Raw genomic sequence first — 15,669 nt, 5'->3', positions numbered from 1 at the left:
CCCACCTCCCGGCGGGCTCCCTCCTCCTGGCCACGCTCGATGTAGCTCAGGACCCGGGCGAGGTGCCCCTCGGAGACCAGCGGTCCCAGCTGGGTGGCAGGATCGAGGGGATCTCCCGGCTGCATTTTCTTCGCCCCCTCGGCGACCACCTCCAGCACCTGATCGTGGACTCGTCGTTCGACGAGCAGGCGGCTACCGGCCGTGCAGATCTCGCCCTGGTTGTAAAAGGCAGCCAGGACTGCTGCACGCGACGCCGCTCCCACGTCTGCATCCGCGAAGATGATGTTCGGGCTTTTGCCTCCCAGCTCAAGCGAGACCTTTTTCAGCGTTCCGGCGGCTGCCCGCATGATGAGGCGACCCGTCTCGGTGCCGCCGGTGAAGGAAATCTTCGCCACGTTGGGATGCTCGACGAGCGCAGCTCCCGCCTCTTCGCCGAAGCCGGTGATGACGTTGAGCACACCCGCCGGCAGTCCCGCGTCGGCGAGAATGCGCGCGAGCTCCAGTGAGGTCAGGCTCGACTCCTCCGGTGGCTTGAGGACCACCACGTTCCCTGCGGCGAGCGCAGGTGCCACTTTCCGAGCAGCGATGAGGAGAGGGAAGTTCCAGGGAATGATCGCGCCGATCACGCCGAGTGGCTCGCGCAGCGTGTAGTTGAGGAACGGCCCTCGGACAGGGATCGTTTCGCCGTGGATCTTGGTTGCCCAGCCCGCGTAGTAGAAGAAGGTGTCCGCTGTACGCGGGACGTCGATCGTGCGGGCATTGGCGATCGGCTTGCCCGTGTCGAGCACCTCCAGGCGCGCGAGATCTTCGAGTCGCGCCATGAGCAGCTCGCCAGCTTTCCACAGGATCCGTGCGCGTTCGTTCGGATCCGTGCGCGCCCAGCTCTTGAACGCCTCGATCCCCGCAGCGACGGCAGTCTCGACGTCTTCGCGCTTCCCGCGTGCGTGCGTCACGAGACGTTCGCCTGTCGCAGGGTTCTTCTTCTCGAAGACCTCACCCGAGTGTGCGTCCACCTCCCGGTTGTTGATCCAGTGCTTCCGGTCCTGCAGCGGGACAGAGGAAGTAGAGCGGTCTGTCATGCCGCCCATCCTATCGCTGACAAGCGACCGGCCGTGCGAGATACTGCCGATGCATGCAACGCGCTCCCTCGAGCGACGACTCACTGCAGCGTGTCGGGGTCGATGGCGCGATCGTGTTCTCCGCTGAGCGGCTCAAGGTGGACTCATGATTCAGCCCGACGACGTTCCGGCGAGTGAAGGGGGCGACAAGGTCTCTGCGGCGCTCCAGCGATTCACCCTGGATGTGGCGGTGAACCAGGCAGACTTCGACACCGGCTACCGAGCCCTCGACGCCATGTTCGGCCCCAGAGGCGAGATCGAGCGGCCCGAGGTGCTTCTCAGGTGGTCCTCGGGACCGCGCCACCCGCCCGCGGCCTGGCCGACTCAGGTCCAGAGCGCCTACCACCTGATCCTCGCCCGCGATCACGAACGAAGCGGAGACCTCGCCGGCATCCGCGATTGCTTCGTCACCCTCGACGTGCGCGCGCGCCGCTGCGTCGTCCTGCTCTCCCACACCCTCGTGCTTCCCCCCTACCGCCGCACGGGCCTCGCCGCGCTTCTCCGTGCAGCCCCCATCGGCTTGTGCCGCCGCGCGCTCGCCGCCGCGGGGCTCGACCCGACCTCCGCCGAGATCATCCTCTTCGCCGAGATGGAGCCCGTCGTCGCCGAGGAGCCCGACACCGTGATCCGTCTCCTCGCCTACGGCCGCGCCGGCTTCCGCGTCATCCCCCCGGCCACTTTCCCCTACGTACAGCCTGACTTCCGCAACCTCGCGGCCCTCAGCCTCGACGCCTCACCGATCCCCCTCCTCGCCGTGGTCCGCCAGGTCGGCGAGGAGAGCCGCACCACCATGCCGCGCGCGCGTGCCCAGGGCTGCCTCGAGCAGATCCACGCCATCCACGCCTGTGACAACCGCCTGGAGGACATCCACGCGCTCCAGGCCCACACCATGCGCGCCCTCTCTGCGTGGACTGGCAAGGACCTCCCCCTTCTACCCCTCCCCACCGGGGCAGGCGCCCTCGCGGCCATCGCCCCCCTCGTGCGCAGCGAGGTCCTTGCCCACTTCCCCGAGCGCTGGCGTCAGAACCCCCTGGAAGACCCCGCCGACGAACGCGCCGCCATCGCCGCCGCCTGGCCCAACCTCAGGTGAAGAACCACGACTGCGTCTCGCCGAGGCGCTTCCGGAACGTCTCCTCCCAGCGCGCCAGCTTCACCGACAGGACCGACGCGCTCACCGCCAGCGTCAGCCCTGCGAGCACATCGATCACGTAGTGCCAGCGGAGCAGCATGGTGGAGATGATGATGTTGAACGAGAAGAACGCCGTCACCACCGCCAGCGGGAGGAACCGCTTGTCATAGCGGACGCCGTTGAAGGCCCAGAGCGCGAACCAGAGCGGCGCCGCCGTGTGCAACGACGGGAAGATGTCCTTCATCGCGCCGCCAGCCTGCACCGTCCCCATCACGCACCCCCAGAAGAATCCCCCATCCACGGGGCCCTGGTATAGGTGCTTCAGGGCGCCGATCGGCCCGTAACCGGGCACCGCCATGTACCCGAGCTGCCCCAAGCAGTAGACCAGCGCCGTGCCCACCGCGAACTCCGTCGTGTGCCGGGTCGGCGGGCGTAGCCAGACCGCGAGCAGCATGTAGAACCCGCAGATGAAGAAGTAGCTGAAGTAGAAAAACGAAAACCACTCCACGATGGGCCTGCGGTTGAACCGCTCCAGCCACAGCGCCGGCTCTACCCCGAACACCGCCAGGTCGAACTGCAGGAGCTGCATGTCGAGGCTGTCGGTCCTGATGATCGGCAGCACATCGCGCAGTGTCAGGTAGTTCATCAGCACGATGCCCGGCAGCACCGTCTTGTAGACGACGCTCCGGATCGCGGGCGACACGCTCGTCGCCCCCCGCGCGAACACGCACCCGAGTACCATCACCACGATGCTGGCCATCGTGCGCTGCGTACACTGCGCCTGCATCGCGCTCGCCTCGGCGTGCGCCAGCAGCGCCAGAATCGCGAACAGATACCCGATCAGCAGCCCATCCTGCAGCGTGAACAGCGCGAGCACCCCCTTCAGCACAGGGGCGCTCGGCAGCGCTGCGTCTTCCACGACCTGCGGACCTCGGTCGCCGGTGGCTTTGATATCGGTCGAAACTCTCTCGAGCATGATCGTTCACCCTACGTCGTGAACCGAGACCACCGGCCTCGACACGGCGAGGCCACCTGCGTCTCCAGTGGCTGCGCCTCTCTGCCACAAGAGAGCAACCGCGGGGCCACCCAAACGTCGTATTTTCGACGCCCCGATTCCCCGAAAGCAGGCCGGATCACGCACCCCCCGCCGCGCAAGTGAGTAGCGCTCGACGCACCCCCTGGGAAAAGCGCTCTCCAGCGCCTCCCTTTCCCCTCACACCTCGGGCAGCCGCGGCGCCGCCAGCGCCTCCCGTTCCTGCTCGGACCTGCCCGGCTCTGCCGCCTCCCCGTCCACCGTCTCCTCCTCCTCGATCATCATCGCCGCGGGCCTGTCTGTGTCGGGCCCGTACGCATCCTGGTCCCGCTCGGGCAATGTCGGCGGCAGCGGCGTCCCCTCCCACGTGAAATCCTTGTCTCGGCTCCCGTACACGAACCCCCGCGGCCGCCCTTCCAGCTCCTGCCCGATGCGCGTGAGCTGTTCGTCGAGGAACCGCGGGTTCTTCGCCTGCTCCCGCATCGGCCCGTTCAGGTAGCTCACCACGATGGGATCGTTCGGATAGTACCGGTTGAACACGCTGTACCTGAACAGCGGCTTCAACCTGTGCAGCGTGCCCGGCCCGCTGGGCAGCGGCAAAAGCTCCACGTACTTCTTCCGCCGCGCCCGCTCCTCCAGCCTGTCCAGCACGAGCTGCAAGCTGTTCTCCAGCAGCTCCGGCGCGCAGTGATCTGCGAAGTCATCGTAGAGCAGCCGCATCAGCGCGCGCGCCTCGTCGATCGGCAACTGCGCCTGCCGCTCCCTCCCCATCCGCCGCACCAGCAGCACCAGCGGGAGCGGCCGGTTCCCCGTCTCCCGGATCTGCTCCGGCTCCCGGAAGTCCGGCTGCCGGTACGGAAAATGCCGTGGATTGATCGCGTCGAATCCCCCGCGCCCGTAGAACAGCATGCGCTGCCACGACACCGGCTCCTCCGGCGAGAAGTACTCCGACTCTGCCGTCAGGTTCATCCGCATCCCGAAGTACTTCCCCGGCGCGTTCGGCGCTGGCAGCGCGATCTTCCCCATCGTGTGCAGGTCCAGCAGGAACTGCATCGCGATCTCCACCGGCGAGATCCGCAGCCAGTACGACAGCACGGTCCCCCGCGCCTCCGGCTTCATGTAGATGTGCGCCAGGTACACCACGCACAGGTCCGGCGCGTAGGCCGGGTTCACCAGCACCGTCCCGTCGCGCACCCCGCGGATCTTCCCGTCCTCTCCCCGCGCGACCAGGAAGAAGTACCGCATGTACGTCCCCGAAGGCTCGGGCTCGAACGGATCGTCCCGCAGGAACTTCCGCAGCACGTCCTTCCGCTCCATCTCCGCCGTCGGTCCGAATGTGTCCCACAGGAGCTGGTAGCCCTCGTCGAACTCCGGCGCGTCCGGGTTGTCCACCGACCACAGCTCGTACTTGCGCGTCTCCCGCTCGATCATCTCCACCACGTCCTGGTGGAACAGATCCTTCATGCACAACCGGACGCGCTTTTTCACAGGTGCTCCCTGGGCCACCGGTCGCGAGGGCGGACGCATGACGTCGCCCTGCCGTGAGCATCATTCGCCCCGGCATCGCCTCGGCAGCGACAGATCGTCTCGCGTGAGTATGCCAAACGCCGCCGGGAACCGACAGGCCCTGTGCTAGCCTCGCCCCCTGTGAGCGGTGCCCCGAAGCAGATCCAGCAGATCGATCCCGCGCGCAGCATCTGGACAGCCGAGGGTGGACCCTACGACCCTTCACCACCGCTCCACGGCGACATCAGCGCCGACGTCGCCATCATCGGGGGCGGCTTCACCGGCATCTCCACCGCCTACCACCTGAGCCGCAGGTTCCCCGAGCGCCGCATCGTCGTCCTCGAGGCCAAGCACCTCGCCAACGGCGCCAGCGGCCGCAACGGCGGCATGATGCTCAACTGGGTCAACGGCATCGGCACCGACGACCCTGCCCTCACCAAGCTCGTCTACGACACGACGCGCGGCGGCATCGACGACATCGTCGCCCTCATCGCGCGGCACGACCTCAAGGTCCGCCACCGCCGCGACGGCTGCATGGAGGTCCTCACCGACGCCCGCCGCGCCGAGGCCGCCCACGCCCGCGTCGAGCGCCTCAACGCCATGGGCATCCCCGTGGTCTTCCTCGACCGCACCGCCCTCGCCTCACGCCTCGGCATTCACGCCGCCGAGGGCGCCGTCTACGACCCCACCGAGGGCCACCTCCACGGCGTCGACTTCCTCCGCGCCCTCAAGCCCGTCGTGCAGTCCCAGGGCGTCACCGTTTACGAGCAGACCCCGGTCCTTCGCGTTTACGAGGGCCCCACCCACACCCTCCTCACCCCCCGAGGCACCGTCCGCGCCGACGCCATCGTCCTCGCCACCAACGCCTACACCCCGGCCCTCGGCTACTTCCGCACTGGCCTCTTCGCCATGCACTCCCACGTCCTCGCCACCGCCCCGCTCACCCCCGAGCAGCGCGCCGCCATCGGCTGGGGCACCGTCACCGGTTTCACCGACGACATGGACCGCATCTCCTACGGCTGCCTCAACAACGATGGCGCCATCGTCTTCGGCGGCGGCGGCAACGCCGCGTATGACTACCACCTCGGCGGCAGCCCCAGCTTCAAGGGCTCCGACGAGCACGCCACCCAGGCCATGCAGAACCTCCTCTACAAGTACTTCCCGGCCCTCTCCGGCGTCCCCATCGTCCACCGCTGGAGCGGCCCCCTCGGCATCACCATGAGCCGCGTCTGCAGCATGGGCGTCATGGGCGATCACCGGAACGTCTACTACGGCCTCGGATACAGCGGCCACGGCGTCACCCTGGCCAACCTCGCGGGCCGCGTCATCACCGACATCTACGCTGGCGAGGGCGACCGCTGGAGAGGCCAGCCCTTCTACATGAAGCGCCTCACCGGCGTCCCCCCCGAGCCTTTCCGCAAGATCGGCTACGAGTTCTACACCCGCCTCACCGGCAAATCCCCCCGTCGGACTGACTGATCCCGGGACCCACCCCCACCGCCGACCCCCCACCGCCGACGCCCCTGCGCGTACCTTCGGCGCCGCGTTCCCCCCTCGTTCCCCCCGCATTCCTCCGCGTTCTCACCTGCGCCGCCCTCCCTTGCGCAGCCCTTCCCCAGAACGGTATTCCGGAACATAGGAACGGGGGCTGGGATGTTCTGCGCACGCTGCCACCGTGAGTTCGACGAGGGCCGCTTCTGCCCCTACGACGGCACGAAGCTCCTCGACGCCCCCGACATCACCCTCTTCACCTCCCGCCCCACCCGCAGGCGCGGCGAGGTCCTCGGCGACCGCTACACCATCCGCGGCTACCTCGGCCGCGGCGCCATGGCCAAGGTCTACCTCGCCGAGGACGACCACACCCACCGCCCCGTCGCCATCAAGGTCCTCGAACCCACCCACGCCGGCGCCCAGCGCACCCGCGAGCGCTTCCTCCGCGAAGCCCAGGCTGCCGCCATGATCGGCCACCCCAACATCGTCCGCGTCTTCGACGTCGGCCAGCGTGACGACCGCAGCCCCTACCTCGTCATGGAGTACCTCTTCGGCGAGCCCCTCGGCGACTGGCTCCGCCGCGACACCACCATGGACGCCGACCTCGCCGTCCCTGTCCTCCGCAACGCCGCCTCCGCCCTCGGCGCCGCCCACCGCACCGGCATCATTCACCGCGACATCAAGCCCGACAACATCTTCCTCGTCGGCGAACCTGGCGACCCCTACGCCGTCAAGGTCCTCGACTTCGGCCTCGCCAAGAACGCTGCCCAGTCGGGCCTCACCGTCACCGGCTTCGCCGTCGGCACCGTCGAGTACATGTCTCCGGAGCAGGTCGTCAGCGACGACCCCGACCCCCGCACCGACGTCTACGCCCTCGGCATCGTCATGTTCCGCACCTTCACCGGCGCCCTCCCTTTCGCCCGCATCGAGGACGACACCGACATCCTCGTCCAGCACCTCCTCGTCGCCCTCCCGCGCCCCTCCCTCTACCGCCCCGACCTCGACCCCCGCATCGAGGCCATCATCCTCAAGGCCGCGCGCAAGCACCCTGACAACCGCTACCCCTCGATGGACCACCTCATCGACGACCTCGATCGCCTCGCCACCGATCGCCCCCTCCTCGCCGAGACCCCCCTCGCCACCCCCGACGACGTCTACACTCCCCAGGGCGTCTTTGCCCGCCGAGCGACCGCCTATTTCTACAGGCGCCTCGGGGTGCTACCCCGTCCACTCCAGGGCTGACCCGGGCCCTGCCGCGCCGGGTCTTTCCCCTCAGGTCCCCCCATGCATCACAACGCCGCCTTCCGGTGCTTCGCCGGCTGCCCCGGCCGCTACCTCCTCACGCAGCCCATCTACCGCTGCCCCACCTGCGGTGGCCTCCTCGACGTCGCCCACGACCTCGACGCACTCCGCACCCGCACCCCCGACGCCTGGAAGCGCCTCTTCGAAGACCGCTACCGCCGCGGCCCCTGGCCTCTCGGCTCTGGCGTCTGGGGCAAGCGCGAGTGGGTCGCCCCTGGCATCCCTGACGACGCCATCGTCTCCACCGACGAAGGCGGCACCAGCCTCCTCCGCGCCGACCGCTACGCCCGCTCCATCGGCCTCGACGAGCTCTGGATCAAGCAGTGCGGCGCAAGCCACACCGGCTCCTTCAAAGACCTCGGCATGACCGTCCTGGTCTCCGTCGTCCACCACGCCGTCCGCCAGGGCCTCCGTGTCCGTGCCGTCGCCTGCGCCTCCACCGGCGACACCTCTGCCGCCCTCGCCGCGTATGGCGCCGCCGCCGGTCTCCCCGTCGCCGTCCTCCTCCCGCGCGGCAAGGTCTCCACCGCCCAGCTCGTCCAGCCCATCGCCTCTGGCGCCATCGTCCTCGCCCTCGACACCGACTTCGACGGCTGCATGGCCATCGTCCAGCGCCTCGCCGCCGACGGCGTCGTCTACCTCGCCAACTCCATGAATGCCCTCCGCATCGAGGGCCAGAAGACCGTCGCCATCGAGATCGCCCAGCAGCTCGGCTGGACCGTCCCCGACTGGGTCGTCCTCCCGAGCGGCAACCTCGGCAACGCCTACGCCCTCTACGCCGGCTTCCGCATGCTCAAGGACCTCGGCCTCACCACCCGCATCCCCCGCCTCGCCGTCGCCCAGGCCGAGCGCGCCGCCCCCCTCTACCGCGCCTGGACCACCGGCCAGCGCGAGGTCCGCCCCATCACTGCCGGCGACACCCTCGCCTCTGCCATCCGCATCGGCAACCCCGTCAGCGCCCCCCGCGCCATCAAGGCCCTCGACGAGATGGACGGCGTCGTCGAAGAGGCCACCGAAGCCGAGCTCTGCGACGCTGCCGCGCGCGCCGACCGCACCGGCCTCTACACCTGCCCCCACACCGCAGTCGCCCTCGCCGCCCTCGAAAAGCTTGAGCGCCGCGGCGTCGTCCGTCGCGGCGACCGCGTCGTCGTCATCTCCACCGCGAGTGCCCTCAAGTTCACCGAGTTCAAGGTGCAGTACCACGAGCGCACCCTGCCCGAGATCGAGAGCACCTGGGCCAACCCGCCCATCACCCTCCCCCCTGACTACGACCGCGTCCTCGACGCTCTTGAGCGTCACGCCGCCGCCATGACCTGACCTCCACCCTCACCCTCACCGGAACCCATGAAAATAGCTGCCACGATCGCCCGCGTCCTGCTCGGGCTCATGTTCGTCGTCTTCGGCCTCAACTTCTTCTTCAACTTCATGCCCATGCCTCCCCCGCCCGAGGTGGAGACCCCTGCCACCCGCTTCGGCATGGCGCTCGGCGGCAGCGGCTACATGCACGCCGTCAAGGTCTTCGAGGTCACCGGCGGCCTCCTCCTCCTCTCCGGCTACTACGTCCCGCTCGGCCTCGTCTTCCTCGGGCCGGTCATCCTCAACATCGCCTTCTTCCACATCTTCCTCGACAAGAGCGGCTTCCCCATGTCCGCCGTCATCGTCGCCCTCGAACTCTTCCTGCTCTACGCCTACCGCGCCGCCTTCATGCCCCTCTTCCAGCCGAAGACCCCCATCGCTGGCGTCCCTGCCACGAAGCCCGACGCCTCCTGATCCCTCCGCGGATTCCCGCGCGCTCCGCGCCCCGCCGCCTGCCGCCTCGCTCTCCCGCTCTCCCGGGACTCCATCCGTTCGAGCCCCATCACGCTCGCTCCTCTCGCTTCCGCCCCAGCCGCTGGATCCCCTCACCGCGCTCCGGTACCCTCCCGTCACTTCACGGCCGTTTCGACGCCGCCCCTCCCTCCCGCTCCCTGCATCCCCACGAAGACGCTGGCCATGCGACGCACCGCCCCAGCCCGCACGTTCCTGCTCTGCGCCACGCTCCTCGGCGTTGCCGCTGTCCCTTCCACCGCCGAAGCGCAGCCAGCGCGCCAGCAGCGCTCCCTCAACGATGCCAAGGCCGATGCCCGCACGGCCGCCGACCGCGGACAGGCCCACTTCGACGCCGGCAGCTACGAAGAGGCTGCTGCGGCCTTCCTCCGCGCCGACCGTAGCTTCCACGCACCGACCCTGGTGCTCATGGTGGCCCGCTCCTACGCCAAGCTTGGCCGCCTCTGCGAAGCCCGCGCCCAGTACCAGCGCATCCTCGCCGAGCAGCTCGAAGAGTACGCCCCCAGGGAGTTCCTCGACGCCCGCGCCGCCGCCGACCGCGAGCTCGACGCCCTCCTCCCGAGCATCCCCACCGTGCAGTTCTCGGCGCCTGGCGTTCCTGCCAGCCAGGTCCAGCTCTTCATCGACGGCGAGCCCGCCTCCCTCGACGTCCCCCTCCTCCGCGATCCTGGCCACCACACCGTCATCGCCACCGCCAAAGGCCACGACGCTGCGAACCTCGTCATCACCCTCGAAGAGGGCAAATCGTCGAAGATTGAGCTCGACCTCCCCCCTTCGACCTCTCCCCTCGCCCGTGACCGTGGCGCCTCCTCACCGGAGGACACCGCCTCGGCGCCCGCCCCCCGCCGCTTCCTGGTCCCCACCACCCTCCTCCTCACCGCCGGAGGCCTCAGCCTCGGCGCCGGCCTCGTCACCGGCATCCTCGCCGTGACCAACGCCGATGCCCTCCAGGACAGTTGCCCGGGCGGCAAGTGCTACGACGACACCGCTACCCGCTTCAACACCACCCAGATGCTCGCCACCGCATCCACGGTGACCTTCATCGCGGGCGGGGCCCTCGCGGCCGCGGGTGCAGGCTTGCTCGTCTGGGACCTGCGCCGCGCGTCCACATCCTCCACCCCGAAAGACACCGCCGTGCTGGTGGGACCTGCCTGGCTCGGCGTGCGCGGGAAGTTCTGATGACACCTCACCACGCCGACCTTCTCCGGACTCCCGCGCGCGCACCGACCGTGACCTCAGTCCCCGTCTGCCCTTCCCTCGGTACCCGATCTCGCTCCGCAGGAGCCCCGCCCATGACCCGCTCCCCCCGCCCCCGCTCCCCCCGGCTCGTCGCCCTCGGCCTTCTCCTCGGCGCCGCAGCCCTGGGAGCGTGCAGCTCGATCATCGGCCTCGACGACCTCGAACTGGTCCCGGGCCCGCGGCCCGACGATGGCCCCACTGCCGCGGGAGGCCACGGCGGTCACGGTGGCGAGACCGCGACCACCGCGCCTGGAAGCGGTGCGGGTGGCGCTGGCGGCGCTCCTGGTCAAGGCGGCGCGGGTGGCGCTGGCGGCTTCGGCGGTGCTGGAGGTGCTGCAGGAGGAGGAGGCACCGGACCCGAGTGCTCCCCACCTGGACCCGGCTGCTGCGATCCCAACGGCGACGGCATCGGTTCCTCAGCGTGCTGCGACGCCGACAACGACGGTTTCCTGTCCACGGAGTGCATCGAGGCAGTTCCTGACAACACCGACTGCGACGACACGCGCCCCCAGGTCCGCCCCAACCAGACCGCGTGGTTCGACGCGCCGTACGGCGGCAACAAGTTCGACTACAACTGCAGCGGCGCCACCGAGCCCGAGTACCCGCAGACTTCGTGTGCCTCGCCGAACTGTCCCGGCTCGACCAGGAACAACACCTTCCTGGGGGCCGTCGTCTGCGGCCATTCAGGCCGCTTCGGGAGCTGCAGCGTGTTCCTCGGCTGCTCGGAGTCCGTCACGGAGGCCGCCAAGATCCTCCGCTGCCACTGACAGCCCCGGCGGCAACTCGGCCCGGCTCCCGCGTCACCCGCCAGCCGCGCTCGCTGCTCCCCGCGTCACCCGCCAGCCGCGCTCGCGCTTCCTTCAGGGCAGCGTGAGCTCCACCTCCACCCCCATGTGCTGCCCTGGCGGTGACACCTGGATCCCTATCGGCCTGGCGCGGAGGCACTGCGCCGTATCGGCGCGCTCCATCCCGCGGACCTCGCTGATCCCCCGCGCGATCTCGGTGCCCGCAGGATTGAACGACATGTTGTAGAGGTACTTCGCCTTGGCCGGCTCCGTGCTCTTCTTGAACGAGGGTTCCCAGCACTCTTTCACCAGCGTCGCCCGCTGCGCCTCCAGGGCCGCCGTGACCTCTTCCACGACCTTCATCTGCACGTCCCGGGGTGCAGCAGGTGGCGACAGTCCCATCCCTGGCGCTCCCTGCGTCACCGGAGGCGCAGCCTGCTGCATCCCTTCCGGATTCCCCGCAGGTCTCTCGTGCTGCATTCCCGCTCTCCGCTGCGTCGCCGCGCCCCGCTGCGTCACCGCACCCGGAGGAGACTCCGACGCCTCCATCGCCATCTCGGTGCCCGCAACGCGGGCCGACGCCCCTGACCCTCCGGATGCATCCCGGGACTGCAGCCCGAAGTAGAGGCCGCCGCCGATGATCACGCTGCCGAGGAGCACGGCAGCAGGGGTGAGGTACTCCTTCTGCATGGTCGAAAGCGTCCCCTGAGGCGCAAGGGGTGACGGAGGCACGCGGCATCGCGCGCCCATCCCGGAGGGTCAAGGGCTGACCGGCAGAGCCGCTGCGTGCCCCGCGTCGTCGGGCGGTCCCTCTCGGAGTCCCCGAGGACTCCTGGGTTGGCCTCCCTCGACGCGGCGCGCCCGCGACGCTCTCCCGATCAGCCCTTCAGTTCAGTTCGAGGTCGACACGATCGCGGAGACGTAGCCCCACTCGTGGTTGCCCCAGTTCGTGGTGCTCGTCACCCGGCCGCACAACCCCACCAGGTACGAGCCCACCGGCAGCCCCGACGCGACCGCGCTGAGCCCGTACATCAGCCGTGTATTCGCGGGTGCGCCGAGCCCGAAGGCGCCGGCGCCCAGGTTCACCAGGGCACCTCCGCTGGACGGCTGGTAGCAGATGTAGAGGTTCAGACCCGTCGCCGCGCCGCCGGTGGTCGCGCCGAGCGCATGGTGCGCCACCACGTGGATCCGCTGGTTCACGTTCGTCGTGCTCACCGTCACCGTCGGTCCGATGAACGCCGTCGTCGTGGTGAGCCCAGGGGTGCCCCCCGCCGTGTACGCGCTCGAGATCACGCCCGAGATCCCCTGCGGCCCCTGCGGACCTGCGGGCCCCGCCGCGCCCACGGCGCCTGCCGGACCCTGCGGTCCTTGCGCTCCCGTCGCGCCCACGGCGCCTGCCGGACCCTGCGGACCTTGCGCTCCTTGCGGCCCCATCGGACCCATGGCCCCAGCCGGCCCCATCGCGCCCGCCGGACCCACGGCACCCGTCGGACCTGCCGGACCCTGCGCACCTACGGCACCCGCCGGACCCTGCGGACCCGCGGCACCCGCCGGACCCGCCGGACCCATCGCGCCTGCCGGCCCTTCCGGACCCTCCGCACCCATCGGACCCTCGGGCCCCATCGCGCCCGCCGGCCCTTCCGGACCTGCGGGACCCATCGCGCCCGCTGGCCCTTCCGGCCCTGCCGGACCCATCGCGCCCGCCGGCCCTTCCGGACCTGCGGGACCCATCGCGCCCGCTGGCCCTTCCGGACCTGCCGCGCCCTGCGGCCCCGTAGCACCCGCCGGACCCACCGCGCCCTGCGGCCCCGTAGCACCCGCCGGACCCACCGCACCTGCCGGACCCACCGCGCCTGCCGGACCCACCGCGCCTGTCGCGCCCGTGGCGCCCGTGGCACCTGCCGGACCCACCGCGCCTGCCGCGCCGGGGACACCCTGTGCGCCCGCCGGCCCCGCGGGGCCGATGGGGCCCGCGGGCCCACTCAGCCCCGTCGGCTCACCGACCCACTCACCGCTGCTGTTGATCACCTCGATCCCGTTCACCGTGACCGAGTGCGGCGTGATGTCCCCGTTCACGTTGTTCGCGAGCAGCGCATACGGAACGCTCTGCACCGGAGCGCGCGGCGACATCTCCGCGTCGTTGCCCACGGTGATCCCCATGTACCGCACCGACCCATCGAACGCCGTGTCCCCGAACGGAACGACCGACCCGAGATCGACCGCGAAGTACCCCTCCTCGAAGACGACGTCGTGCACTTCGCTCCAGATCGGCGTCGTCGCATCGTCCGCGTCGTAGAGCGCGAACGTCACCGCGATCGTCTCGTTGACCGGGAGCCCCTCGGCGTTGAAGAGCCGCCCCTGGTGGGTGATGGTCCCGGGCACCTCTGCGCGCGCCTCGGCCGCGAAACACAGCCCCGACGCGACGATGACCGAAGCCGCAAGTGCCTTCTTCAAGTTCTTGATCATGGCTAGTTCCCGCTTGCTCCCACCACGCCACCTTGCATGCGGTAGCTCGGTGACGTTGATTTCCCCTGATTCTGAGTCGGCTGCCCCAGCGTGAAGACCATGCTGTAGTTGGGGCTCTTGACGAACCGCCCGGCGCTCACCGTCTCCGTCGCGGGGGCACCCTGGACCGCCACGACGCCGCCCCCTTGCCCACCGCCACCTCCAGCGCCGCCGCCTCCGCCGGTCGAAGCGCCCCCTTCTCCTCCACCGCCTTCATTCGTCGACGTGGTCGTCCCCGTGGACGATGTGGTCGTCTCATCTCCCCCACAGTCGCAGCCCGGCCAGACCATGGCGACGAGGAGGAAAGCTCCCAGCTTCGCTGGGAAACGTGCCCGGTAATTCAAGACGCCTCCCTGGGCGCGTCCATGCGAAGCAAGCTCTGAAGCCACTTCGAGACGAGCCTAGCCTCGCAGCATAGGTCTCTGCGCCTCGGCCAGTCACCGTCCATCTGCCGGAATCGCTCCGGATAGCGATCGCCCTGACAGCCCTCCACCGCCTTCCAGAGCGCCCTCCGCCCCCACTCCCATTGCGCCCCGGCGCCTGCGAAGTGCGCGACGCGTCGTCAAGCGTTCTCAGCACCCCTCGCCTCGTGGCGCGCATTCGGTTGCGCACGCCTCGCCCCGGCCTCATCACTACCCCCGCGGGGGGGCCATCGTCAGGCACCCCTCCATGAAGCTCTCCATCGTCGACATCGCCCCCGTCCCCCCGGGCGGCACCCAGGCTGACGCCCTCGCCAACACCATCGACCTTGCTCGTCGCGTCGAACGCCTCGGCTACACCCGGTACTGGGTCGCCGAGCACCACGGCACGGCGGCCATCGCCTCTCATGCCCCCGAGGTCCTCATCCCGGCCATCGCCGCGGCCACCTCCCGCATCCGCGTCGGCTCGGGTGCCGTCCTCCTCAACCACTACAGCCCCTTCAAGGTCGCCGAGCAGTTCCGCACCCTTCATGCCCTCTTCCCGGGCCGCATCGACATGGGCATCGGCCGCGCGTTCGCGGGCCGCGTCCCCGAGATCGTGCTCCAGCGCCACCGCACCCAGCGCCGTCCCGTCGACGACTACGGTGAACAGGTCGTCGAGCTGATCGCCTGGGTCGGCCAGGAGCTACCCCCCGAGCACGCCTTCTCCGAGGCTCCCATCCTCCCCGACGTTCCTGGCGCTCCGGAGATGTGGATCCTCGGCTCCAGCCCCTCCAGCCCGCACGTCGCTGCCCAGCTCGGCCTGCCTTATGCCTTTGCCGGCTTCATCTCCCCGGAAGGTGCCCTCTCGGCCCTCACCACCTACCGCAACGAGTTCCAGCCCTCCGAGTCCGAGATCGTGGGCAGCGCCAAGCCCCGCGCCATCCTCGCCGTGCACGTCGTCTGCGCCGAGACGCAGGCCGAAGCCGAGCGTCTCGCCATGACGGTCCGCAGCATGTACGCCCGCCTCACCCGCGGTGAGTTGAGCCGCCGCCTCGCCACCCCCGACGAAGCCATCCGCGAGCTTGGTGGCGTCATCCCGGCGGGAGAGGAAGCGTGGCCCCGCTTCGTCATCGGCGACCCCGCCCAGGTGCGTACCCGGCTGGAGCGCATGGCGCGTGACACGGGCGCCGAGGAGATCGTCATCCAGGACATCATCCTCTCGCACGAAGCCCGCCTCCGCTCCTACGAACTGCTCGCGCAAGCCTTCGAACTCTCTCCGTCGTCCCCCGCCTCCGCCTGACCCTGCGTTCGTCGGCACGCGCGGTTCCTTTCG

At 69.7% G+C, this 15,669-nt stretch carries 14 protein-coding genes; 8 read left to right on the top strand and 6 right to left on the bottom strand.

Annotation, left to right across the window (positions count from 1 at the left end):
- Positions 1-1,163 (bottom strand): aldehyde dehydrogenase family protein (locus CAP_RS14560; protein WP_231511467.1); only part of this gene is annotated, 1,163 nt, incomplete at its 3' end.
- Positions 1,164-1,224: 61 nt separating this feature from the next.
- On the opposite strand from CAP_RS14560, the gene CAP_RS14555 reads away from it, so the two are divergent.
- Positions 1,225-2,208: a hypothetical protein gene (locus CAP_RS14555; RefSeq protein ID WP_044240997.1), complete on the top strand. Its 984-nt coding sequence runs from the start codon at positions 1,225-1,227 to the stop codon at positions 2,206-2,208.
- Here CAP_RS14555 and CAP_RS14550 read toward each other — a convergent pair.
- Positions 2,201-3,223, bottom strand: coding sequence for a phosphatase PAP2 family protein (locus CAP_RS14550; RefSeq protein ID WP_044240996.1), 1,023 nt, complete (start codon positions 3,221-3,223; stop codon positions 2,201-2,203). The two genes, CAP_RS14555 and CAP_RS14550, sit on opposite strands and share 8 nt — an antisense overlap.
- A 237-nt stretch (positions 3,224-3,460) precedes the next feature.
- Complete coding sequence (locus CAP_RS14545; RefSeq protein WP_231511466.1) at positions 3,461-4,744, bottom strand: hypothetical protein; 1,284 nt, start codon at positions 4,742-4,744, stop codon at positions 3,461-3,463.
- Between the two features lie 183 nt (positions 4,745-4,927).
- Between CAP_RS14545 and CAP_RS14540 the strand changes: the two genes are divergently transcribed.
- The 6 genes from CAP_RS14540 (at position 4,928) to CAP_RS50380 (ending at position 11,412) form a co-directional block, all read left to right on the top strand.
- A complete protein-coding gene (locus tag CAP_RS14540) occupies positions 4,928-6,265 on the top strand; it encodes an NAD(P)/FAD-dependent oxidoreductase (protein WP_052375207.1) in 1,338 nt (445 codons plus the stop codon).
- Positions 6,266-6,439: 174 nt separating this feature from the next.
- Entirely contained in the window at positions 6,440-7,519 is a 1,080-nt protein-coding gene (locus CAP_RS14535) for a serine/threonine-protein kinase (protein WP_052375205.1), read from the top strand.
- A gap of 42 nt (positions 7,520-7,561) precedes the next feature.
- A complete protein-coding gene (gene thrC, locus CAP_RS14530; protein WP_044240994.1) occupies positions 7,562-8,896 on the top strand; it encodes a threonine synthase in 1,335 nt (444 codons plus the stop codon).
- Positions 8,897-8,923: 27 nt separating this feature from the next.
- Positions 8,924-9,349: a DoxX family membrane protein gene (locus CAP_RS14525; protein ID WP_044240992.1), complete on the top strand. Its 426-nt coding sequence runs from the start codon at positions 8,924-8,926 to the stop codon at positions 9,347-9,349.
- 222 nt (positions 9,350-9,571) lie between these two features.
- Positions 9,572-10,585 (top strand): tetratricopeptide repeat protein, encoded by a 1,014-nt coding sequence (locus tag CAP_RS44605; protein WP_052375204.1) that lies wholly within the window; start codon positions 9,572-9,574, stop codon positions 10,583-10,585.
- A gap of 113 nt (positions 10,586-10,698) precedes the next feature.
- Complete coding sequence (locus tag CAP_RS50380; protein ID WP_052375202.1) at positions 10,699-11,412, top strand: hypothetical protein; 714 nt, start codon at positions 10,699-10,701, stop codon at positions 11,410-11,412.
- A gap of 93 nt (positions 11,413-11,505) precedes the next feature.
- Here the strand turns inward: CAP_RS50380 and CAP_RS14510 are convergent, their stop codons facing one another.
- The 3 genes from CAP_RS14510 to CAP_RS50375 form a co-directional block, all read right to left on the bottom strand.
- On the bottom strand, positions 11,506-12,120 hold the full coding sequence (locus tag CAP_RS14510) for a hypothetical protein (protein ID WP_044240991.1): 615 nt from the start codon (positions 12,118-12,120) through the stop codon (positions 11,506-11,508).
- A gap of 201 nt (positions 12,121-12,321) precedes the next feature.
- Entirely contained in the window at positions 12,322-13,896 is a 1,575-nt protein-coding gene (locus CAP_RS14505; protein WP_044240990.1) for a DUF8740 domain-containing protein, read from the bottom strand.
- Between the two features lie 2 nt (positions 13,897-13,898).
- Positions 13,899-14,225 carry a hypothetical protein gene (locus tag CAP_RS50375; RefSeq protein ID WP_197041182.1) on the bottom strand — a complete coding sequence of 109 codons (327 nt, stop codon included), beginning with the start codon at positions 14,223-14,225 and terminating at the stop codon, positions 13,899-13,901.
- 379 nt (positions 14,226-14,604) lie between these two features.
- On the opposite strand from CAP_RS50375, the gene CAP_RS14500 reads away from it, so the two are divergent.
- Positions 14,605-15,636: an LLM class flavin-dependent oxidoreductase gene (locus CAP_RS14500; protein WP_044240988.1), complete on the top strand. Its 1,032-nt coding sequence runs from the start codon at positions 14,605-14,607 to the stop codon at positions 15,634-15,636.
- The last annotated feature ends 33 nt before the right edge of the window (positions 15,637-15,669 follow it).

The sequence above is a fragment of the Chondromyces apiculatus DSM 436 genome, assembly GCF_000601485.1.
Classification (GTDB): Bacteria; Myxococcota_A; Polyangia; order Polyangiales; family Polyangiaceae; genus Chondromyces; species Chondromyces apiculatus.
Note: the sequence above shows the minus strand (reverse complement) of the source record. Positions and strands in the feature narration are given on the sequence as shown.

What these genes read in the sequence shown, in the direction of transcription:
- CAP_RS14505 (WP_044240990.1), bottom strand. Translation starts at nt 13,896, where the DNA reads ATGATCAAGAACTTGAAGAAGGCACTTGCGGCTTCGGTCATCGTCGCG.
- CAP_RS44605 (WP_052375204.1), top strand. Translation starts at nt 9,572, where the DNA reads ATGCGACGCACCGCCCCAGCCCGCACGTTCCTGCTCTGCGCCACGCTC.
- CAP_RS14545 (WP_231511466.1), bottom strand. Translation starts at nt 4,744, where the DNA reads ATGAAGGATCTGTTCCACCAGGACGTGGTGGAGATGATCGAGCGGGAG.
- CAP_RS14525 (WP_044240992.1), top strand. Translation starts at nt 8,924, where the DNA reads ATGAAAATAGCTGCCACGATCGCCCGCGTCCTGCTCGGGCTCATGTTC.
- CAP_RS14500 (WP_044240988.1), top strand. Translation starts at nt 14,605, where the DNA reads ATGAAGCTCTCCATCGTCGACATCGCCCCCGTCCCCCCGGGCGGCACC.
- CAP_RS14535 (WP_052375205.1), top strand. Translation starts at nt 6,440, where the DNA reads ATGTTCTGCGCACGCTGCCACCGTGAGTTCGACGAGGGCCGCTTCTGC.
- CAP_RS14550 (WP_044240996.1), bottom strand. Translation starts at nt 3,223, where the DNA reads ATGCTCGAGAGAGTTTCGACCGATATCAAAGCCACCGGCGACCGAGGT.
- CAP_RS14555 (WP_044240997.1), top strand. Translation starts at nt 1,225, where the DNA reads ATGATTCAGCCCGACGACGTTCCGGCGAGTGAAGGGGGCGACAAGGTC.
- CAP_RS50380 (WP_052375202.1), top strand. Translation starts at nt 10,699, where the DNA reads ATGACCCGCTCCCCCCGCCCCCGCTCCCCCCGGCTCGTCGCCCTCGGC.
- thrC (WP_044240994.1), top strand. Translation starts at nt 7,562, where the DNA reads ATGCATCACAACGCCGCCTTCCGGTGCTTCGCCGGCTGCCCCGGCCGC.
- CAP_RS50375 (WP_197041182.1), bottom strand. Translation starts at nt 14,225, where the DNA reads ATGGTCTGGCCGGGCTGCGACTGTGGGGGAGATGAGACGACCACATCG.
- CAP_RS14510 (WP_044240991.1), bottom strand. Translation starts at nt 12,120, where the DNA reads ATGCAGAAGGAGTACCTCACCCCTGCTGCCGTGCTCCTCGGCAGCGTG.